Origin of the sequence: Leifsonia sp. EB34, from assembly GCF_041260585.1 — a bacterium.
In the GTDB taxonomy this organism is placed as follows: Bacteria; Actinomycetota; Actinomycetes; order Actinomycetales; family Microbacteriaceae; genus Leifsonia.
Genome location: NZ_JBGCCV010000002.1, coordinates 266,550 through 286,614 on the forward strand (window position 1 = coordinate 266,550; position 20,065 = coordinate 286,614).

The window sequence follows — 20,065 nt, forward strand, 5'->3', positions numbered from 1 at the left end:
CCTGACCGCGCTCACGGGGCGAGGCGGAGCGCACGGGCCACGAGCTCGCCGCGGTTGGCCGCCGAGGTCTTGCGCATCACCCTGCTGACGTGGCTCTCGACGGTGCGGACGCTGAGGACGAGCCGGGAGGCGATCTCCGGGTTGCTCAGGCCCGCGGCCACCAGCCGCGTGATCTCGCGCTCGCGATCCGTCAGCGCGATCGGCGTCGAGAAGAACCCGCCGCCGGTCCCGTCGCCCGCCGGGTGCCGAAGCGCGGCGGCCGGACCCGCCCTCCCCGTCGCGATGAGCCGTTCCGCGAGGGCGCCCCTGTCCACGTCCCCGGATTCGGCGCGCGCCGCCAGGAAGGCGAGGTGCGCGTCGTGGAGCTCGGACTGCTGAGGTTCGAGGAGGGCGCGCGCCTCCTCCAGCCCGGCGTCGTCGACCGCGTGCTCGAGCGACGTCAGCAGAGCGAGGGCGGCCGTCGGCAGCTCGCCGTGCTCCGCCAGCGTCGAGGAGAGGCGGCGGAGCAGTCCGGCGGCCTCGTCCGGCCGCCCCCTGCCCGCCGCGAGCTGACCGTCGATCCAGCGCACGCCCGTGCCGACCGCCGACGGCGGGTGCCTGTCCGAGGAGGCCGGCAGCCCGGCGGCGAGTTCGTCGCGGATGCGCTCGGCGAGCGCCGTGTCCCCCCGGCGCACCGCGATGACGGCGGTAAGGACCTGGAGTGCGACCTGCACGGCGGCGCCGGGCACGGGAGGCGTGCCGAGCGCCGACGCCGTCGAGAGCGTTTCGGCCGCGTGCTCCGGGCGGTCGGCGAGGAGGTGGCAGAGTCCGAGCGCGACGCTGTGGGCGCGGAGCGCTCCGGCGTCGAGCCGGTCGCGCGCCGCCGCTGCGCCGCGTTCGGCCCAGGCGACCGCGGCGGCGTGCCGCCCGGAGCCGAGGAGCGCATAGGCGTGCGCCGCCGACTCGTGGGCGGCCGCCGGCGCGCCGGGCACGGCAGCGAGCTCGTCCAGGAGGCGCGCGGCGTCCTCGAACCGCCCGCGGCGGAGGGCGACGGCCCGGGCGGCCTCCAGCAGTCGTGACCGCACGGGAGGCGGGAGGTCGCGGTCGTCGCGCAGGCGCTCGTCGGGGACGGCGGGGTCGGCTCCGACCTCGACGGCGAGCAGCACCGCGGCGGCGTCCGCGAGCCGGGCGAGCGGGCCCAGGCCGGCGGTCTCCGCCCTCAGCGCCGCGACCGCCCTGGCGAGCCCGTCACCTCGGGCCAACGACCGGCGGGCGCGGAGCACGGCGAGCTCCGCCACTTCGAGCGGGGGCCCGGGCAGACCGGCCGCGGCGGCCAGCAAGCGGTCGAGTTCCGCGGCCGAGCCCGGCGCCATCCCGGTGTCGGCCATCAGGGCGCGCGCGAGAGCGAGAGCCGACCCCGGCGAGGGTGCGTCGCGCCACGCCCGCCGCGCCTCCTCACAGCGGGAGTCGGCCGCCGTGTGCACGAGTTGCACGAAGGCGGCGTCGGTCGGCGGGCCGTCGAGCCGGGCACTGTCGCGGAGATGATCGGCGAGGACCGGGGGATCGAGGACGATGAGCCTGCGACCGCCGTGCGGCACGATCCGAACGACGCCCGCTGTGGCGAGCCCGTCCAAGGCTGCGGGGTCGACCAGCCCGCGCACCGATCCCACATCGCAGGCGCCTGTCGCGGCGATCCTCTCGAGCGCGACGCGCTCGGCCGGCCCGAGCCCGGAGAGCTGCGCCTCGAGGGCGCCGCGGAGGGATCTGCTCCACAGCTCGCCTGCCGCACACCACGCGCCCGAGGCCCGGACCAGCCGGCCCTCCAGCGCGGCGAGCTCTGCGACGGCGAGCGCGAGACCGACATTGCCGCCGCAGAGCGCGTACACGCGGCTCATCGCGCCCGCGTCGATCGGGGCGCCGAGGCGGTCGGCCACGACCGACCGCAGCTCCTCGTAGCCGAGCGGCTCGAGCTCCACCACGTACGCCTTCGACGGTCCTTCGTCCAGGCGCGCGCGGGTGCGCAGCAGCGGCGTGCGCGTCGCACGGCAGGCGGCGTCGATCGCCCCGGTCGACGCCTCGTCGAGGAGGTCGGCGTCGTCCACCAGGAGCGCGGACGGGCCGGACACGATGGCGGCGGTGAGCGCGTCGATCGCCTGCTGCAGAGCCGACGCCGTGCGGCGCTCGGGCGGTGGCAGGACGCCGATCCCCGCCGCGTGAAGGGCGGCGAGCGGGCTCTCGCGCAGCGACCGGACCCCGTTCACCCGCAGGACGGTTCGGCGCGCGTCGGCCGCGGTTGCCGCCACCTCGGCGACCAGGGTCGAACGCCCGCTCAGGCGCGGACCGACGAGGTCGACGTCGGCGTCGCTGGAGAACAGGAGGTCGCGGACGAGCGTCAGCGTTCGGTCCCTGCCGCCGAGCGGAGCGGAGCCCGCGGCGCGGGGATCGATCATCGGCGGGCTCCAAGGGACAGGGAGTGGACTAGTGCGCTCTACGGTAATACGCAAGATGTAAGGCGCTCCACGTAAGGTCTCTCAAACTGCACGGAACATCGACCCATCCGCACGTAAATCCGCGGATCGGCAATGGCTTGCCCCGCGACCGACGACAGCATGGGTCCCGATGTCGAAAGGGAGTCAGGGTCTATGAGCGGTCGATCGCGCCGCCGTGCAAGAGCGGCCGAGCGCGCACGCGTCACGCGTGTCGTGCTCCTTTCGCTCTGCGCCGTCGCCGTCGTCCTCGTGGCCTGCGCCGCCTGGGTGGGGGTGAGGGCGGCCCTCTCCTACGGCCACGTCTCGGCCGCGCGCGCGGAGGCGAGCGCGACCGTGGCCGCCGTCGCGGCGGACCCGGTGTCGGCCGCCTCCCGCGCCGACCGGCTGCGCGCGGTGGGCGAGCGCCTGGACGACGCCACGGGACTCACGGGCGACATCGTCTGGCGAGCGTCCGAGTACCTCCCGTTCGCCGGGGCCAACCTCCGCTCCTACCGGCTCACCGTCGAGGCGCTCCACGAGACCGTCGACGGGGGACTGACGCCCGTCGTCGCCGACCTCGCCCGGTTGGACACCGCAGTGTCGCTCGCCGATCGCACGGTCGACACGAAGGCCGTCGCGGCGACCGCAGCAGGCCTCCGCTCGGCGGAACGCGCGCTCGAACGCGGGCGCACGACGCTGCGCGAGGCCTCAGCGGGCCCGCTCGTGCCGCCCCTCGCCTCCGGTGTCCGGCAGGCGGAGGACCTGGTCGACAGCCTCCACAAGACCGTCTCCTCTCTCGCGGTCGCTGCACGCGTGCTCCCGGACGCGATCGGCGCGAGCGGCGCGAAGAACTATGCGCTGCTGTTCAATAACAATGCCGAACTGCGGACCACGGGCGGCATCGCGGGAGCCCTCTCGGAGCTCACCGCCGACGGCGGGCGCATCGAGCTGGGAGAGCAGCTCGTCCCCGACCAGCTCAACCCCGCTGCAGGGGCGGGGCTCGAGGTGAGCCCGCAGGAGCGGGGGCTGTACGGACCCCAGCTCGGCGAGTATGTCCAGGACGTCAACCTCACGCCCGACTTCGTCCGCAGCGGCGAGCTCACAGCCGCCCACTGGCGCGCGGCGCTCGGGCAGGAGCTCGACGGGGTGGTGTCCATCGACACGGCGACGATCGGCCTGCTGCTGGCGGCGACCGGCCCGATCACGGTCGACGGGCGCGTGCTGAACAGCGAGAACGCATCGACGGTTCTGCTGAGGGACGTCTACCTCGAGATCCCCGACCGCGACGCGCAGGACGTGTTCTTCGGCGAACTCACCCGCGTCATGTTCGACAAGCTCTTCGGCGCGGGTACCGGAACCGTCCCGGTGCTGAAAGCACTGGGCACCGCAGTGGACCAGGGCAGGATCTCGATCTGGTTCGCCGACAGCGCGCTGCAGCGCGAGATCGCGGGCGGCCCGCTCGCCGGACCGCTCGCCCAGCTCGCCGACGACGGGACGCCGGTCGGCGTGTTCCTGGCCGATGGGACCGCGGGCAAGATGGACGCCTACCTCGAGGGCTCCATGACGGCCACCTGCCATGCCCCAAAGGCGAATGGCCCGGCGGAGAAGAGCCCGGCGAAGGGCGCGGGAACGCGTGGCCGGACGGTCACGGCCACCGCGACCCTCGTCTCCACGGCGCCGCAGGACATCGCTTCGTTTCCCTGGGTCGTGATCGGGTACGGCGTGCCGAATCTGCCAACGGGGCACATCCGCACCATGGTGCAGTTCGCGGCGACCGACAGCCTCCGCCCGCAACGGATGATGGTCGACGGCACGGAGGTCCCGCTCCTCTGGCGGATGATCGACGGCCATCCGGTGGCCGTCGTCTCGGTCGACCTCGCCCCGGGAGCCGTCTCGGTCGTCGTCGCCGAGTTCACCGCCCTGCCCACCCGGTCGCCGACCGTCGACCGCGTCGTCGCGACCCCCACCGCCACCGAGTTCGAGCACTACGCCGAGCGCGGGACCTGTGGCTGACCGAACCGCTCCGGTCGGCCAGTGACACCCATCCCCTACGAAGGAGAACCCATGAAGAAGAAACTGTTCGGCGGCCTCGTCGCCCTGGCGCTGGCGCTCGCCCCCGCGGCGGCAGCCCACGCGGACTACCCGCCGGGTGAGCTCCACGGCGTCCTCGACACGTACACGGTCGACCCGGGCGAGACGGTCACGTACACCGCTCCGACCAGCACCTACCTGGCGGGCGAGGCCCTGACGCATCAGCTCACCGGCGTGAACGGGCACACCGCGACGCGCGCGTCCTTCCGGACTGCCCCGGTCGCGCCGACGGTCGGCACATTCACCGCGACGGCGCAGGCCGACGGCTCGCACTCGTTCGCCTTCGTCATCCCGTCGCAGGCGGGCGCGAACTACACCTTCGAGGTCCTCCGCGCCGACGGCACGGTTTGGGACACGTTCGACATCTCGGTGGCGAACCCGGTCGTTCCCCCGACGGACAACGGCAACGGCAACGGCGGCGCCGGCGGGGGCGCGGGCAACAGCGGCGGTAACGCGGGCGGTAACGGCGGCCTCGCGATGACCGGTTCGGACATCGCGGTCGCGGGCATCGCCGGCTCGGCCGTGCTGCTGGTCGGCGCGGGCGTCGTCCTGCTGGTCGTCCGTCGTCGCCGTCGCAGCGTGGAGTCCGCTGCCGCGTGATGATCGCGACCCGGTGAGAATCTCACTCGCCGGAGGAGAGGAGCCGGTGGCCCGTCGGGGTCACCGGCTCCTTTCGCGTTCTGTGCCGAGCATTCTGGCGACTCAGGGCGTCGCGTCCTCTGGCCACGGAACCTCGGCGACCCGGCGATACGACGTCCCCGACGCGTCCCAGTGCTCGGCCAGCCGGCCGACCCGGGTCGCGAACTCGTCGAAGTCGCGCGTCGAGACGACCTCGGCCGTGTCCGGGGGCCCCGGGGACCAGCCGATCTCGGCGACGGCCGCGAGCCGGGGGAACACCATCCGCTCGACCTCCTCGATCGTCGCGATGGTCTCCGTCCAGACGGGAGCCTCCACGCCGAGGATGTGCGCGTCGCCCAGTCCCGGCACGATCCGCGCCGGGTCCCACTCGTAGGCGCTGCGGAGGTCCGTCGGCCCGTCGGCCCAGTCCTGACCGACCGGGTCGCCCTCCTCGTACACGATGTCGAGGTAGGCCACATCGGCCGGGGACATGATCACCGCTCCGCCGCCGCGGACGAACGCCAGCGTCTCCTCGGCCGCGTCGTCGCGCGGCGTGCGGAACGACCAGTACTGACCGATCGTCCCCTCGGGGAGCCCGGCTGCCCGGCCCATCTCGTGCCAGCCGACGGGGACTTTGCCGGCCTCCGCGACGAGCTCGGCCGCCCGGCGCACGAACGCCTGGAAGTCCGCCTCCGGCGTGCTGAGGCTCTCGTCGCCGCCGATGTGGAGGTACGGGCCGGGCGTGAGGGCCGCGACCTCGTGGATCACATCGCGCACCAAGCCGTCGGTGACCGGGTCGCCGGTGCGCAGGGTGCTGAAGCCCACCTCCGACCCGGTGTAGAGCGCGGGCGCGATACCGTCCGGGTTCAGCTCCGGGTAGGAGGCGAGCGCAGCGTTCGTGTGCCCCGGCATATCGATCTCCGGGACGATCGTCACGTGCCGTTCCGCGGCGTAGGCGACCAGGTCGCGGTAGTCGTCCGCGGTGTAGAAGCCGCCTCCGCTGCCGTCGCTGCCCGTGGACCCGCCGACGCGCGTCAGCTCCGGCCATCCGGCGATCTCGATGCGCCAGCCCTGGTCGTCGGTGAGGTGCAGGTGGAGGTGGTTGACCTTGAGCAGGACGATCGCGTCGATGAACCGCTTGACGTCCGCGACCGGGAAGAAGTGCCGCGCGACGTCCAGCATGGCGCCCCGGTAGGCGAACCGCGGGTGATCGCCGATCCGGACCGCCTCGACCGTCAGCGGGTCGCCTTCGCACTCGGCCGGCACGAGCTGGCGGAGCGTCTGCACGCCCCAGAAGGCGCCCGCGGCGGTGGCGGCGCCGATCCGCACGCCCTCGGCGGCGACCTCCAGCGTGTAGCCCTCGGCCGGGTGCCCGGCCGGCCCCTCGTCGTCCGCGATCACGATGGCGATGTCACCGAACGCGGGAGGTTCGTGGACGACGGCCAGCTCGCGCCGGCAATCCACGGCGAGCTCGGAGCGCAGCAGCCGGCCGACCGCCTCGGCGCCCGGGCCCGCGACGATGATCCGGGCTCCCGGGAGGAGCGTGAAGGGCGCGTCGCCCGTGCTCTCGAGCTGGGCGGGGCGAGGCACGACCACGGGGGCTCCTCAACGATGTCTGGGGGATGCTCGGGATTCGGCCGACGCTGCCCACCCGCGGGACGGCCAAGTGCGAGTATCGCAGGCGTCCTAACTAATCAGCAAGGCCTCCCGCAGATGAGCACGGGCCGGTTCGGCGCCCCTTTGCTATGCTTGCTCACGTCGCGACTGGCGCTCAGATGGTCACCATCGGGGAGCGACAACGGTTACCTCGAACGGACGGATGGATTCGGCCGCGCGCCTGGGTCGATGCACGACGATTGTCCATCCCTGCTTTCAAGGAGCCGATTGTGACCGACACCCTTCCCTCCACCTTCACCGCCCCTCTGGCGGAGGTCGATCCCGAGATCGCGGAGGTGCTGCAGCTCGAGCTCGGCCGGCAGCGCGACTACCTCGAGATGATCGCCTCGGAGAACTTCGTCCCGCGCGCCGTGCTCGAGGCCGTCGGCTCCGTGCTGACGAACAAGTACGCCGAAGGCTACCCGGGCCGCCGCTACTACGGCGGCTGCGAGTACGTCGACATCGCCGAGCAGCTCGCGATCGACCGCGCGAAGAGCCTGTTCGGCGCCGAGTACGCCAACGTCCAGCCGCACTCGGGCGCGTCCGCGAACGCGGCCGTCCTCTCGGCGATCGCCACCCCCGGCGACACCATCCTCGGTCTGGAGCTCGCCCACGGCGGTCACCTGACCCACGGCATGAAGCTCAACTTCTCCGGCAAGCTCTACAACGCGGTCGCCTACGGCGTCGACCCCGAGTCCTTCCGCGTCGACATGAACGTCGTGCGCGACAAGGCCATCGAGCACAAGCCGCAGGTCATCATCGCCGGTTGGTCGGCCTACCCGCGCCAGCTCGACTTCGCCGCGTTCCGCGAGATCGCGGACGAGGTGGGCGCCAAGCTCTGGGTGGACATGGCGCACTTCGCCGGCCTGGTCGCCGCCGGGCTGCACCCGTCGCCGGTGCCCTACGCCGACGTGGTCAGCTCGACCGTGCACAAGACCATCGGCGGCCCGCGCTCCGGCTTCATCCTCAGCCGCGACATGGAGCTCGCCAAGAAGCTCAACTCGAACGTCTTCCCCGGCCAGCAGGGCGGCCCGCTCATGCACGTGATCGCCGCGAAGGCGACCGCGTTCAAGCTCGCCGCGACCGAGGAGTTCAAGGACCGTCAGGAGCGCACCATCCGCGGCGCCAAGCTCCTCGCCGAGCGCCTCACCGCCGACGACTCGCGCGCCGTCGGCGTCGACGTGCTCACCGGCGGCACCGACGTGCACCTCGTGCTCGCCGACCTGCGCCACTCCGAGCTCGACGGCCAGCAGGCGGAGGACGTCCTCCACGAGGTCGGCATCACCGTCAACCGCAACGCAGTGCCGTTCGACCCGCGCCCGCCGATGGTGACCTCCGGCCTCCGGATCGGCACGCCGGCGCTCGCGACCCGCGGCTTCGGCGACGCCGAGTTCACCGAGGTGGCCGACATCATCGCGCTCGCGCTGCGTCCCGGCGCCGACACGAAGGCGCTCCGCGCCCGCGTCGACGCGCTCACCGCCGCGTTCCCGCTCTACCCGGGCCTGACCCCCTCCGGCCAGGAGGGCTTCCCCGTCGAGCTCCCGTCCTCGATCTAACCCCTCGCAGGCAACCGCCGAGTACGCGAATAATCAGCCAGAAACCGTCGAGTACGCGGACTTTTCGCGTACTCGACGGTTCGTAACGAGTGTGGAGGGCCGCGTGACGGCGAAGATTCTGGACGGCAAGGCTACGGCCGGCGCGATCAAGGCAGAGCTGAAGGAGCGGGTGACGGCGCTGCGCGAGCAGGGCGTCGTGCCCGGCCTCGGCACGATCCTGGTCGGCGACGACCCGGGCTCGCAGTGGTACGTCGCGGGCAAGCACCGCGACTGCGCGGAGGTGGGCATCGCCTCGATCCGCCGCGACCTGCCCGCGGACATCTCGCAGGCGGAGCTCGAGGCCGTGATCGAGGACCTGAACGACGACCCGGACTGCACCGGCTTCATCGTCCAGCTCCCGCTGCCGTCGCACATCGACACCGACGCGATCCTGGAGCTGGTCGACCCCGCCAAGGACGCCGACGGCCTCCACCCGACGAACCTGGGCCGCCTGGTCCTGAACGTCAACCGGCCGATCACGACCCCGCTGCCGTGCACGCCGCGCGGCGTCATCGAGCTGATGCTGCGGCACGGGATCGAGCTGAACGGCAAGCACGTCGTGGTCGTCGGCCGCGGGGTGACCGTGGGCCGCGCGATCGGCTCGCTGCTCACCCGCCGCGAGTACAACGCCACGGTGACCCTCACCCACACCGGTACGGTCGACCTCGACGGCATCCTGCGCAGCGCCGACGTGATCGTCGCCGCCGCCGGTGTCGCCGGCCTGGTCACCGCCGACAACGTGAAGCCGGGCGCGATCGTGCTCGACGTGGGCGTCAGCCGCGTGGAGGACCCGGTGACCGGCAAGAGCAAGGTCGCCGGCGACGTCGCGGCCGACGTGGCCGAGGTGGCCGCGTGGGTCTCGCCGAACCCGGGCGGCGTCGGCCCGATGACGCGCGCGCTGCTTCTGCAGAACGTCGTCGAGTCCGCGGAGCGGGCGCTGGCATGACCGACGCCGAGCGCACGCATCCGGCCGTCGAGCGGGTGGAGGCCGCCCTGCTGGAGGCCGGGATCGAGCCGCGCGTGCGCTGGTTCGAGTCCGCGACCCCGACCGCGGTCTCGGCCGCGGCGGAGCTGGGCGTGGAGGTCGGCGCGATCGCCAACTCCCTGGTCTTCACGATCGACGGCGAGCCGCTGCTGGTGATGACCTCCGGCGCGCACCGCGTCGACACGGCCTTCCTCGGCGAGCGGCTCGGCGGCCGCATCCGCCGCGCGGACCCGGAGACCGTGAAGGCGGCGACCGGCCAGACCATCGGCGGCGTCGCCCCGCTCGGCCACCCGGAACGCCTCCGCACCGTCGTGGACGTCGCGCTCGCCGGCTACCCCGAGGTGTGGGCCGCCGCCGGCCACGCGCACACGGTCTTCCCGACGACGTTCGCCGAACTCGTCCGCATCACGGGCGGCGAGCCCGGCCCCGTCGAGCCCACCTCCTGACCCCAGCAATCGGTTCCTCACTCCCTCCCGCGACACGCCGGGTTCAGGGGAGAGAAAGTGAGGAAGCGATGGCTGGGCGTGTCAGCGGGCGGGGTGCTCGGTGACGTGGGTGAGGTAGGCGGCGGCGTTGCGGAGGATGCCGGCGCGCTCCTCGTCGGTGAGCTCGCGGCGCACCTTGCCGGGGACGCCGGCGACGAGTGAGCCGGGTGGGATGACGGCGCCTTCGAGGACGACCGTCCCGGCCGCGAGCAGCGAGCCCGCGCCCACGACCGCGCCGTTCAGCACCGTCGCGTGCATCCCGACGAGCACCCCGTCCTCGATCGTGCAGCCGTGCAGCACCGCGTTGTGGCCGACCGACACATCCGCGCCGATGGTCAGCGGGTAGCCGTGGTCGACGTGGCAGGACACGTTGTCCTGGAGGTTGCTGCGCTCGCCGAGGACGATGTCCTCCGCCTCCGCCCGCAGCACCGCGTTGTACCAGACGCTGGAGCCGGCGAGCAGCCGCACCCGCCCGGCGAGGACGGCGCCGGCCGCCACGAAGGCGTCGTCCGCGACCTCGGGGGTGGAGCCGTCGGTGAGCGTGATGATGGTCATGCCCACACCTTACGGGGCCGCGACGACCGAAGGCGCGGCGTCACTCGTCGACGAGCACGAACCGTCGGCGCACGATCCGGGCGTCGGGCGCGTCGCCGGCGTCGTCCAGCGCCGACAGCACCCGGTCGAGGATGCGCGGCGGGAGCGCGAGCGGCAGCTCGTGCGGCTGGTCGACGGTCCCGGGCGGGTAGATCACGCCGGGGGTATCCGACATCTCGACGTGCGCGCCGCGCAGTTCGCGCACCGGCGCCGTGGGGGCGTCCCGGAAGCGGATCAGCCGCTCGATCGTCGCCCGGTACTGCGCCCGGTCGCGCACGTAGAGGTGGCCGGGAAGCACGGTGTCGCCGGTGAACAGGATGCCCGTCTCACGGTCGAAGAACGCCACCGCCGAGGGCTCGTGCCCCGGGCCGCCGATGACATCGATGGTGCGCCGCCCGAGCGAGAACTCCACCGTCTCGTCCGGCCAGGACCGGAAGCCGAAGAACGCGATCACCTGCGCGGGCGTGGTCCCGACCAACGTCGTCCCCGGCCGCCCGGCCAGCAGCGGGTCGCCCGCGATGTGGTCCCCGTGCGCGTGACTGTGCGCGACGACGAGCGGATACGGCCGCGTGAAGACGGCGGGAGTGCGGCGCAGCCAGTCCTCGGTGAGCGCGTCCACCGTCGCCCGGAGCGGGAACACCCGTTCGTCGGTCGTCGCCCCGGTGTCGATGAGCAGGGAGCGTTCCCGCCCGAAGAGCAGGAACAGGAACGGCGCCTCCCAGTGCGACGACTTCGGCTGGCGGAGCTGGACGGTGTCAGCACTCAGCCAGGTGATCTCCGGTGCGGTCATCGTCCTATTCTGGCGAACGGACGTGGCCGGGGGATGAACGCGCTCAGCTCTCCCGGCGGGAGCCCTCCGACGCGTTCACCGTGAACAGCTCCGGCTGGCCGAAGCCGTGCTCGGCGAAGGCCCCGTCGAGGGCGACCTGCACGCGGCTGAGCGCGTCGACCGGCACCAGTGCGAGCGCCGAGCCGCCGAAGCCGCCGCCGGTCATCCGCGCGCCGATCGCGCCGTTGGCCTGGGCCGTCTCGACCGCGAGGTCGAGTTCCGGGACGGAGATCTCGAAGTCGTCGCGCATGGAGGCGTGGGAGGCGTCGAGCAGCTCGCCGATCGCGGCGGGACCGCTCTCGCGGAGGAGGCGGACGGTGTCGAGGACCCGCTGGTCCTCGGTCACGACGTGCCGCACGCGGCGGAAGGTCACGTCGTCCAGGAGCCCGCGGGCGCGCGGGAGGTCGTCCACGCTCAGTTCGCGCAGCGACGCGACGCCGAGCGCCGCGGCTCCGGCCTCGCACGACGCCCGCCGCTCGGCGTAGCCGCCGGTCGCGTGCGCGTGGGTGACGCCGGTGTCCACGATCAGGATGACGAGGCCGGCCTCCTCGAGTCCGAGCGGCACGATCTGCGACTCCAGCGACCGGCAGTCGAGGAACACGGCGGCGTCCCGCTGCCCGAGCAGTGACGCGGACTGGTCCATGATGCCGGTCGGCGCGCCGACGACGATGTTCTCGCTGCGCTGCCCGACCCGGGCGAGCGTCTGCCGGTCGAGCCCGAGCCGCCACACGTCGTTGAGCGCGAGCGCGGTCGCGCCCTCGATCGCCGCGGACGACGACAGCCCGGCCCCGACCGGGACGTTGGAGTCGATCAGGAGGTCGAAGCCCGGCACGGCGGCGAGGTCGGCGCCGAACTCGCCGAGCGCCCAGGCCACGCCGAGCGGGTAGGCCGACCAGCCGTCGAGCGCCTCGGGCGAGAGCCGGTCGAGGTCGATCTCCACCAGCTCGTCGGCGAAGGTGCTCCCGACCCGGACGGTGCGGTCGTCGCGCAGCCCCAGCGCGGCGACGGTGCGCCGGTTGATCGCGAACGGAAGCACGAAGCCGAGGTTGTAGTCGGTGTGCTCGCCGATGAGGTTGACCCGGCCGGGGCTCGACCAGACGCCGTCGGGCTCGCGGCCGAAGATCGAGACGAAGTCGTCGCGGACGCCGGTGCGCAGGTCGGTCATGCGGGGATCTTTCCTTCGGGGGCGGAGGCGGGGTCGGGGGCGGGCATGGTCACCAGCCCCGAGATTCCGGCGGGCAGCTCGCCCACCGGGTCGTCCCGGTCGGCGCGGGCGACGGCCTCCCGGAGCGCGGCCGCGGCCTGCTCGGGCGGGATGTCGCCGATCCACGCGCCCATCGCGGACTCGGAACCGGCCAGGAACTTCAGCTTATCCGCGCCGCGGCGAGGGGAGGTGAGCTGGAGCATGAGCCGGATGTCGTCGCGGTGTGCGCCCACGGGCGCCTGGTGCCACGCCGCGATGTACGGCGTGGGGGATTCGTAGAGCGCGTCGACGCCGCGCAGCACGCGCAGGTAGAGGGTGGCGAGCTCGTCGCGTTCGGCGTCCGAGGTGGCGGCGAGGTCGGGGATGTGGCGGTGCGGCAGCACGTGGATCTCGATGGGCCAGCGCGCCGCGAACGGCACGAACGCCGTCCAGTGCTCACCGGCGAGAATGACCCGCTCGGACGCGCGCTCGCGCTCCAGGATGTCCGCGAACAGCGTCGGGCCGTAGCTCTCCAGCGACCGGATGAGCGAGCTGGTGCGCGGGGTGATGTACGGGTAGGCGTAGATCTGTCCGTGCGGGTGGTGCAGGGTGACGCCGATGGCCTCCCCGCGGTTCTCGAACGGGAACACCTGGCGCACGTTCGGGAGGGCGGAGAGCGCGGCGGTGCGGTCGGCCCACGCCTCGATGACCGTGCGCGCACGCGTCGGCGTCAGGCTCCCGAACGAGCCGGTCGTCGCCGGGCTGAAGCACACGACCTCGCAGCGGCCGACGGAGGTGCGGGTGCGCTCCAGGCCGACCGTCGTCAGGTCCTCCAGCGAGGCAGGCTGGTCCGGGTCCTCCAGCAGGGGGCCGAACGACGGCGACTTGTTCTCGAAGACCGCGACGTCGTACACGCTCGGGATCTCGGACGGGTTGCCCGGCGTGGCCGGCGCCAGCGGGTCGAGCTCGGCCGGCGGGAGCATGACCCGATTCTGCCGGGCGGCGGCGATCGACACCCACTCACCCGTCAGCGGATCCTGGCGCATGGTGGCCTTGGCCGGGCGCGGCGCGGGCTCGCGGAGGTCGGGCGCACGCTCCGGGGCGAGCGCGGAGTCCGGGTCGTCGTAGTAGATGAGGTCGCGACCGTCGGACAGGCGGTGCGGGCGCTTCGTGATGGCAGCCATGCTTACCTTTCGTTTCCGAAAGCAAATGTAGCGATTGACTTGCGGATTGACAAGTAAACGCAAGCGCTGGAGCATTGCCGGTATGAGCGAACCGCTGCCCGCCGCCCTCCGTCGCGAGAGGATGCTCGACCTCATCGGCCGGACCGGGTTCGTGCGCGTCGCCGAACTGAGCGAGGCGTTCCAGGTCTCGGACGTCACCGTGCGCACCGACCTCGACGCGCTCGACGCCCAGCAGAGCATCCGCCGCGTCCACGGCGGGGCCGTGCTGCGCGGCGCGGGCACCCGCGAGGCGAGCTTCGAGGAGGCGCTGGAGTCGTCCGCCGAGGAGAAGCGGCGCATCGGCGTGGCCGCGGCGGCGCTCGTCGAGTCCGGCAGCAGTGTCCTGCTCGACGTCGGCACCACCACCGCCGCCATCGCGCGGTCCCTCGCCGACCGCGACGACCTGGAGGACGTGACCGTCATCACCAACGGCCTCACCATCGCCCTCGAACTGGAGCGCGCCATCCCGCGTTTCCAGGTGGTCGTCACCGGAGGCACGCTGCGCCCGCTGCAGCACTCCCTGGTCGAGCCGCTGGCCGCCGTGCTCCTGGAGCGGGTGCACGCCGATCTGGCCTTCATCGGCTGCACGGGCGTCGACCCCGCCGGCGGCATCACGAACGTGAACCTCCCGGAGGCCGACCTCAAGCGCGTCATGGTGGCGTCGTCCGGCCGCGCGCTGGTCGTCGCGGACGGCTCCAAGCTCGGCCGCACGCACGTCGGGCGCATCGCCGCGCTGGCGGACGTGGCGGGCCTCCTCACCGGCGAGTCCGCCGACCCGGACGCGGTCCGCGCCCTGCGGGCCGCAGGCCTGCCCGTGACCATCGCCTAGGAATACGCTGTCCCCATGCGCGCACCGACGGGAGAACAGTACGACCTCGAGTTCGGCGACCTGACCGCCACGGTCACCCAGGTCGCGGCCGGCCTCCGCACTCTGCGGTACGGGGGAGTGGACATCCTCGAACCCTTCCCGGAGGGCTCGACACCGCCCTCCGCCGACGGCATTGTGCTCATGCCGTGGCCGAACCGGGTGAAGGACGGCGTCTGGGAGCTGGATGGCGTGCCCCAGCGACTCGCCCTCACCGAGCCGGCGCTCGGCAATGCGTCGCACGGCCTGCTCCGCTACCGCCCCTACACGCTGGTCGAACGCTCCGACTCCGCCGTCACCCAGGCGGCGACGATCTACCCGGAGGCCGGCTACCCGTTCATCCTCGACACCACGGTCACGCACGAGCTCGACACGGAGGGCCTGACCGTCACCCACACCGTGACGAACCAGAGCGAGCGGAGCGCGCCCGTCGCCATCGGCGCGCACCCGTACCTGCGCATCGGCGACGTGCCGGCGACCCAGCTCACGCTGACCGTCCACGCCGGCACCCGGTTCGAGACCGACGACCGGCTGAACGTCACCGGCGAGACCCCGGTCGCAGGCACGGCCTACGACCTCTCCGCGGGCGGCGTCGTGGCCGACCTCGATCTCAACGACGGCTTCGGCGACCTCCGGCAGCCGGCCGAGCATGTGCTCGCCGCGGCGGACGGCCGCACGGTCACGCTCTGGGGCGACGCGTCGTTCGGGTACGTCCAGGTGTTCACCCACCGGGCGTTCGCGACGAAGGAAGCCGGTGAGGTCGCGCTCGCCTTGGAGCCCATGACGGCCCCGGCGAACGCGCTCAACACCGGCCAGGGCCTGCGCTGGGTGGAGCCCGGCGAGACCTGGTCCGCGCAGTGGGGCATCCGGCCGCGCGGCTTCGCCTCCGACTCCTACCTGGCGAGCTGGGGGTAGAGGACGCGCACGTCCTGGTGGAGGACCGCCTTCACCTGCTGTGCCGTCTCCCCGACGATCGCCTCCGCGTCTCCCGCCGCCACGGCGTCGAGCGCCTCGGCGACGACCTGCGCCGGCGGCACCTTGTAGCCGTCCGCGTGTGCCGCCATCTCGGTGTCGACGTAGCCGACGTGCACGCCGACGACCTGGATGCCCTGCGGGGCCAGCTCGACGCGGGCAGAGTTGCTCGCCGACCAGAGCGCGGCCTTGCCCGCGCTGTAGGAGCCGATGGCGTACCAGCTCAGCGCCGAGTGCATGTTCACGATCGCGCCGCCGCCGTTCCCGGCGAGGATGGGGGCGAAGGCGCGGGTAACTAGCACCGGACCCCAGAAGTTGGTGTCGAACTCGCGGTGGATGTCGGCCAGGTCGCCGCTCACGAGCGACTGGTTCACGCCGATGCCCGCGTTGTTGACGAGCACGGTGACGTCCGTGGCGGTCTCTGCGGCGCGGCGGATGCTCTCGGCGTCGGTCACGTCGAGCTCCAGCGGGACGACGCGCGGGTCGGTGACGGCGACCGACTCGGGGCGGCGGGCGGCCGCGTAGACCTTCGATGCTCCCCGCTCCAGGAGCTCGGCGACGAACGCCGCGCCCAGTCCGCGGTTGGCTCCGGTGACGAGTGCGACGCGTCCGGTGATGTCGGTCATGTGAATCCTCCAAAAGTAAACCGATCAGTTTCCGACAATGTACACAGATCGGTTTACTTTGCGCAATCCGGCCTCTAGAATCGACCCATGACCACGACGACCCCCGCCCGCCCGAAGCCCCGGGAGCGCGTGCTGGACGCCGCAGCCCGGCTCTTCATCCGCGAAGGCGTGCACGCGGTCGGCGTCGACCGGCTCGCGCAGGAGGCACAGGTCTCCAAGCGCTCCATCTACCAGCACTTCGAGAGCAAAGACGCGATCGTCGCCGACATGCTGACGGAGTACGGCCCGCGCGTGGTCGCGGGCTACTTCAGCGACGGCGACGACGGGCGCACCCCGCGCGAGCGGGTCCTGCACGTCTACGACGCCCTCCATCGCGCCGCGGAGGCCGGCGACTACTTCGGCTGCCCGTTCGTCAACGTCGCCACCGAGCTGCGCGACCGGGAGCATCCCGCCGCCCAGGTGGCGCAGCACTTCAAGGGGGAGCTGACCGCGTACTTCCAGCGGCAGGCCGAGGCCGCAGGAGCCGCGTCGGCGCACGTGCTCGCCGTGCAGCTCACGCTCCTGTTCGACGGCGCCTCCGCGAGCGCGGCGCTGTGCGGGGGAACGCCCCTCGCGGCACGGCTCGCCGCCGAGACGCTCTGGGACGCAGCGGTGGGCGACGCGGCGGTCAGCGCCGCTCGGTGAGTGACCGCCCGGTCAGGGCACGATCGACAGGAAGATGAACGCCGCGAAGACGATCAGGTGGATGCCGCCCTTGATGCGCGCCGCCTGCCCCGGCATGATCGTCAGGATGCTGATGACCACCGTCAGCATCAGCAGCACGATCTGACTCGACCCGAGCCCCAGGTGCAGCGGCCCCGGCAGCCAGATCGACGCGATCGCGATCGCCGGGATGGTGAGCCCGATGCTCGCGATCGCCGAGCCGAGCGCCAGGTTGAGGCTGGTCTGCATCCGGTTGAGGCGGGCGGCCTTCGACGCGGCGATGCCCTCCGGGAGCAGCACCAGCAGCGCGATGATCACGCCGACGAACGACTGCGGGAGGCCGATCCCGGTCACCGCGCGCTCGATCGGGGTGGACTCCAGCTTCGCCAGCCCGACGACCGCGACGAGAGCGACGAGCAGGAGGCCGACGCTGATCAGCGCGGTGCGGGTCGTCGGCGCGTCGGCGTGGCTGTCCTCGGTGAGCGGCGTTCCCTTGGGGGAGACCGGGAGGAAGAAGTCGCGGTGCGCGAACGTCTGCGTGAAGACGAACATCCCGTACAGCGCGACCGACGCGATCGCGGCGAACATGAGCTGTCCGGGCGAGAACTCCGGGCCGGGCGTGGCCACCGTGAACGTCGGCAGTACCATCGTGAGCGTCGCCATCGCCGCCACGGTGCCGAGCGCGGCGCCGCTGCCCTGCGCGTTGAAGGTGGTGGTCTCCTTGCGGCTGGCGCTGAGCAGGAGGCTGAGCCCGACGATGCCGTTCATGGTGATCATCACCGCGGAGAACACGGTGTCCCGGGCGAGCGTCGCGGTGTCCTTGCCCGTGGTCATCAGCGTCACGATCAGCGCCACCTCGATGACCGTCACGGCCACGGCGAGCACGAGCGACCCGAACGGCTCACCGACGCGGTGCGCGACGACCTCCGCGTGCTGCACGGCGGCCAGCACCGTCCCGGCCAGCACGACGGCGATCAGCCCGACGGCCACCGGCTCGAGCTCCACCGTCCAGAAGGCCACCAGCACGACCACCCCGATGACGGGGACGACGAGCGCCCAGTAGCGTGCCAGCCAGGTCCCGAGCGCTCTCATGCCCTCATACTGCCAGTGCGACTCGGAACGGGGCGGCGAGTCCTTGCGCCCGCAACGCCCCGGCGTGCTGAAAATAGTCCATGTCCGTCTCGACTCGCGCCTCCGTCATCGCCAGGCCCGCCCTCGCCCTCGCGCTCGCCGCGGCGTTCGCCTGCGGCCTCGCCGGCTGCTCCTCAGGCGCGAGTCAGTCCTCTTCCCCCGCCGCGTCGGACTCGACGTCCGGCACGGGCTCCGGCTCGCCGCGCCCGACCGCGACCAGCACCTCCCAGCCGGTCCAGGGCCAGTGCGCCACCTCGAACCTCTCGGGGAGCATCGGCCAGGGGGGAGGCGGCGCCGCGGGCAGTGTGGAGGTCACCCTCGTCCTCACCAACACCGGCTCGTCGCAGTGCTCGCTGCAGGGCTGGCCCGGCGTCTCGTTCGTGGGGGACGGCAACGGCACCCAGCTCGGCAACCCGGCCCAGTTCGACCGCAGCACCCCGCACGACACGGTCGTCCTGCAGCCGGGCGGCACCGCGCAGGCGCCGCTCAAGATCACCCAGGCTCTCAACTACTCCGACGCGGACTGCAAGCCGAAGCCGGCCGATGGCTTCCGCGTCTACCCGCCAGGGGCGACCGACTCGCTGTTCGTGAAGGCCGGCAGCTACACGGCGTGCACGACCACGACGGTCAACCTCCTCACCGTCGGAGCGCTCGCGGCCCCGTGAGCGGCATAACCGGGACGCGACGCGGCTGGCAGTAGCCTGGGAGCGTGGCCACCTCCCGACGCGTTCCCGCGGGCGCGACGCCCGCCTGGCTGACCAGGCTCGTCGTCGTCACCGCGCTCGTGGGAGTCGGCGCCGGGGTGGGCGGCGGGCTGGTCTACCTCGGCCTGCACACCATCCAGCACCTGGCGTTCGGCTACTCGGAGGGCACCTTCCTGGAGGGGCTGCTCGACGCCCCGCCGGTGAGCCGCGTCGTCGCGCTGGTCCTCGCCGGCGTCCTCGGCGGTGTCGGCTGGTTCTTCCTGCGCCGCTGGGGACGCCGGAGCCCCGTGCACGCCATCGTGTCGGTGGAGGCCGCGGTCGGCGGCCGCAGGATGCCCGCCGTCGTCACGCTCCTCAACGCCGCCCTCCAGGTGATCATCGTGGGCCTCGGCGCCTCCATCGGCCGCGAGGTCGCCCCGCGCGAGATCGCGGCCTGGTGGGCGTCGTGGCTGACCGAGCGGGCCGGAGTGAGCGCGCGCGAGCGCCGCATCCTGGTCGCGTGCGGCGCCGGCGCAGGCCTCGCCGCCGTCTACAACGTCCCGTTCGGCGGCGCGGTGTTCGCCGTCGAGATCCTCCTGGCGGAGATCAGCTTCGCGACGGTGCTGCCCGCCCTCGCCACCTCGGCGATCGCCGCGCTCGTCGCCCGGCTGGTGGTGCCGGCCAACCCGCTGTACCTCGTGCACCAGATCCCGCTGCGCCCGCAGATCGTGGTGTGGGCGATCCTGGCGGGCCCGATCATCGGCTTCGCTGCCGTCGGCTTTGTGCGGCTGACCCGCTTCGCCCAGAACCACCGCCCGAAGTCGTGGGGCATCCTCATCGTGATGCCGCTGGTGTTCGCCGCCGTCGGCGTGGTGTCGCTCTGGTTGCCCGCGATCCTCGGCAACGGCCGCTCGCTCGGCCAGCTCGCGCTGTCCGCGACCCTGCCGGTGCTGATCATCCTGCTGACGACCGTGGTCAAGACCGCCGCGACGGTCGGCACCATCGGCGCGGGCGCCGCCGGCGGCACCCTGACCCCGTCGTTCGCGATCGGCGCGGGCCTCGGTCTGACGCTCGGCGCCGTGTGGGAACTGCTCTGGCCCGGCGAGCCGCTCGCCGCGTTCGCCCTGCTCGGCGCGGCCGCGTTCCTCGCAGTGACGATGCGGGCGCCGCTGACCGCGCTGCTCCTCGTGATGGAGTTCACCAACCAAGGCCCGGACATGCTGGCGCCGATCATGCTGTGCATCGCGGGTGCTGTGGCGGTGGGGTACGTGGTCGAGCGGGGGCGGGTCACCGGGGTGGCGTGACCCCGCCGTAACCCGATTCATAGGAATCTCTAGTCTTCTCCCGGCGTCGTCAAAACCTGTGCATCATCGCCTCCCA

Annotated in this window: 18 protein-coding genes; 10 read left to right on the forward strand and 8 right to left on the reverse strand. The window is 72.7% G+C overall.

What is annotated here, in order from left to right; translation table 11 throughout:
• Positions 1 to 11: 11 nt before the first annotated feature.
• Positions 12 to 2,429, reverse strand: a complete 2,418-nt coding sequence (locus ABIA36_RS10725; RefSeq protein WP_369962350.1) for a LuxR C-terminal-related transcriptional regulator — start codon at positions 2,427 to 2,429, stop codon at positions 12 to 14.
• A gap of 192 nt (positions 2,430 to 2,621) precedes the next feature.
• Between ABIA36_RS10725 and ABIA36_RS10730 the strand changes: the two genes are divergently transcribed.
• The gene (locus ABIA36_RS10730; protein ID WP_369962351.1) at positions 2,622 to 4,460 is read left to right on the forward strand and encodes a DUF4012 domain-containing protein; all 1,839 of its coding nucleotides are present in this window, start codon (positions 2,622 to 2,624) and stop codon (positions 4,458 to 4,460) included.
• Positions 4,461 to 4,511: 51 nt separating this feature from the next.
• Complete coding sequence (locus tag ABIA36_RS10735; RefSeq protein ID WP_369962352.1) at positions 4,512 to 5,138, forward strand: hypothetical protein; 627 nt, start codon at positions 4,512 to 4,514, stop codon at positions 5,136 to 5,138.
• A gap of 102 nt (positions 5,139 to 5,240) precedes the next feature.
• Here the strand turns inward: ABIA36_RS10735 and ABIA36_RS10740 are convergent, their stop codons facing one another.
• A complete protein-coding gene (locus ABIA36_RS10740) occupies positions 5,241 to 6,752 on the reverse strand; it encodes a beta-N-acetylhexosaminidase (protein WP_369962353.1) in 1,512 nt (503 codons plus the stop codon).
• A 290-nt stretch (positions 6,753 to 7,042) separates the two neighbouring features.
• Between ABIA36_RS10740 and glyA the strand changes: the two genes are divergently transcribed.
• The 3 genes from glyA (at position 7,043) to ABIA36_RS10755 (ending at position 9,838) form a co-directional block, all read left to right on the forward strand.
• The gene (gene glyA / locus ABIA36_RS10745) at positions 7,043 to 8,368 is read left to right on the forward strand and encodes a serine hydroxymethyltransferase (protein WP_369962354.1); all 1,326 of its coding nucleotides are present in this window, start codon (positions 7,043 to 7,045) and stop codon (positions 8,366 to 8,368) included.
• Between the two features lie 103 nt (positions 8,369 to 8,471).
• Complete coding sequence (locus ABIA36_RS10750; protein ID WP_369962355.1) at positions 8,472 to 9,353, forward strand: bifunctional methylenetetrahydrofolate dehydrogenase/methenyltetrahydrofolate cyclohydrolase; 882 nt, start codon at positions 8,472 to 8,474, stop codon at positions 9,351 to 9,353.
• Complete coding sequence (locus ABIA36_RS10755) at positions 9,350 to 9,838, forward strand: YbaK/EbsC family protein (protein ID WP_369962356.1); 489 nt, start codon at positions 9,350 to 9,352, stop codon at positions 9,836 to 9,838. The genes ABIA36_RS10750 and ABIA36_RS10755 overlap by 4 nt, the downstream gene beginning before the upstream one ends.
• 81 nt (positions 9,839 to 9,919) lie before the next feature.
• Here ABIA36_RS10755 and ABIA36_RS10760 read toward each other — a convergent pair whose 3' ends face one another.
• Genes ABIA36_RS10760 through galT form a run of 4 tightly spaced genes read right to left on the reverse strand, consistent with a single transcriptional unit; the run spans position 9,920 to position 13,667 of the window.
• The gene (locus ABIA36_RS10760) at positions 9,920 to 10,432 is read right to left on the reverse strand and encodes a gamma carbonic anhydrase family protein (RefSeq protein WP_369962357.1); all 513 of its coding nucleotides are present in this window, start codon (positions 10,430 to 10,432) and stop codon (positions 9,920 to 9,922) included.
• A gap of 40 nt (positions 10,433 to 10,472) precedes the next feature.
• Complete coding sequence (locus ABIA36_RS10765) at positions 10,473 to 11,261, reverse strand: MBL fold metallo-hydrolase (RefSeq protein ID WP_369962358.1); 789 nt, start codon at positions 11,259 to 11,261, stop codon at positions 10,473 to 10,475.
• A gap of 43 nt (positions 11,262 to 11,304) precedes the next feature.
• On the reverse strand, positions 11,305 to 12,465 hold the full coding sequence (gene galK, locus ABIA36_RS10770; protein ID WP_369962359.1) for a galactokinase: 1,161 nt from the start codon (positions 12,463 to 12,465) through the stop codon (positions 11,305 to 11,307).
• Positions 12,462 to 13,667: a galactose-1-phosphate uridylyltransferase gene (galT, locus tag ABIA36_RS10775; RefSeq protein ID WP_369962360.1), complete on the reverse strand. Its 1,206-nt coding sequence runs from the start codon at positions 13,665 to 13,667 to the stop codon at positions 12,462 to 12,464. Before galT ends, galK begins: the two co-directional genes overlap by 4 nt.
• An 82-nt stretch (positions 13,668 to 13,749) precedes the next feature.
• On the opposite strand from galT, the gene ABIA36_RS10780 reads away from it, so the two are divergent.
• Together ABIA36_RS10780 and ABIA36_RS10785 are read left to right on the forward strand one after the other, a co-directional pair.
• A complete protein-coding gene (locus ABIA36_RS10780; RefSeq protein WP_369962361.1) occupies positions 13,750 to 14,535 on the forward strand; it encodes a DeoR/GlpR family DNA-binding transcription regulator in 786 nt (261 codons plus the stop codon).
• A gap of 15 nt (positions 14,536 to 14,550) precedes the next feature.
• The gene (locus ABIA36_RS10785; RefSeq protein ID WP_369962362.1) at positions 14,551 to 15,486 is read left to right on the forward strand and encodes an aldose 1-epimerase family protein; all 936 of its coding nucleotides are present in this window, start codon (positions 14,551 to 14,553) and stop codon (positions 15,484 to 15,486) included.
• On the opposite strand, the gene ABIA36_RS10790 is transcribed toward ABIA36_RS10785, so the two are convergent.
• Positions 15,465 to 16,169 (reverse strand): SDR family oxidoreductase, encoded by a 705-nt coding sequence (locus ABIA36_RS10790; protein ID WP_369962363.1) that lies wholly within the window; start codon positions 16,167 to 16,169, stop codon positions 15,465 to 15,467. The genes ABIA36_RS10785 and ABIA36_RS10790 overlap by 22 nt on opposite strands.
• Before the next feature lie 87 nt (positions 16,170 to 16,256).
• On the opposite strand from ABIA36_RS10790, the gene ABIA36_RS10795 reads away from it, so the two are divergent.
• A complete protein-coding gene (locus ABIA36_RS10795; protein WP_369962364.1) occupies positions 16,257 to 16,853 on the forward strand; it encodes a TetR/AcrR family transcriptional regulator in 597 nt (198 codons plus the stop codon).
• Positions 16,854 to 16,865: 12 nt separating this feature from the next.
• Here ABIA36_RS10795 and ABIA36_RS10800 read toward each other — a convergent pair whose 3' ends face one another.
• The gene (locus tag ABIA36_RS10800) at positions 16,866 to 17,963 is read right to left on the reverse strand and encodes a calcium:proton antiporter (protein WP_369962365.1); all 1,098 of its coding nucleotides are present in this window, start codon (positions 17,961 to 17,963) and stop codon (positions 16,866 to 16,868) included.
• A gap of 80 nt (positions 17,964 to 18,043) precedes the next feature.
• Here ABIA36_RS10800 and ABIA36_RS10805 point away from each other — a divergent pair, with 80 nt between their 5' ends.
• On the forward strand, positions 18,044 to 18,667 hold the full coding sequence (locus tag ABIA36_RS10805) for a DUF4232 domain-containing protein (RefSeq protein WP_369962366.1): 624 nt from the start codon (positions 18,044 to 18,046) through the stop codon (positions 18,665 to 18,667).
• Between the two features lie 44 nt (positions 18,668 to 18,711).
• Positions 18,712 to 19,989 (forward strand): chloride channel protein, encoded by a 1,278-nt coding sequence (locus tag ABIA36_RS10810; RefSeq protein ID WP_369962367.1) that lies wholly within the window; start codon positions 18,712 to 18,714, stop codon positions 19,987 to 19,989.
• Positions 19,990 to 20,065: the final 76 nt, after the last annotated feature.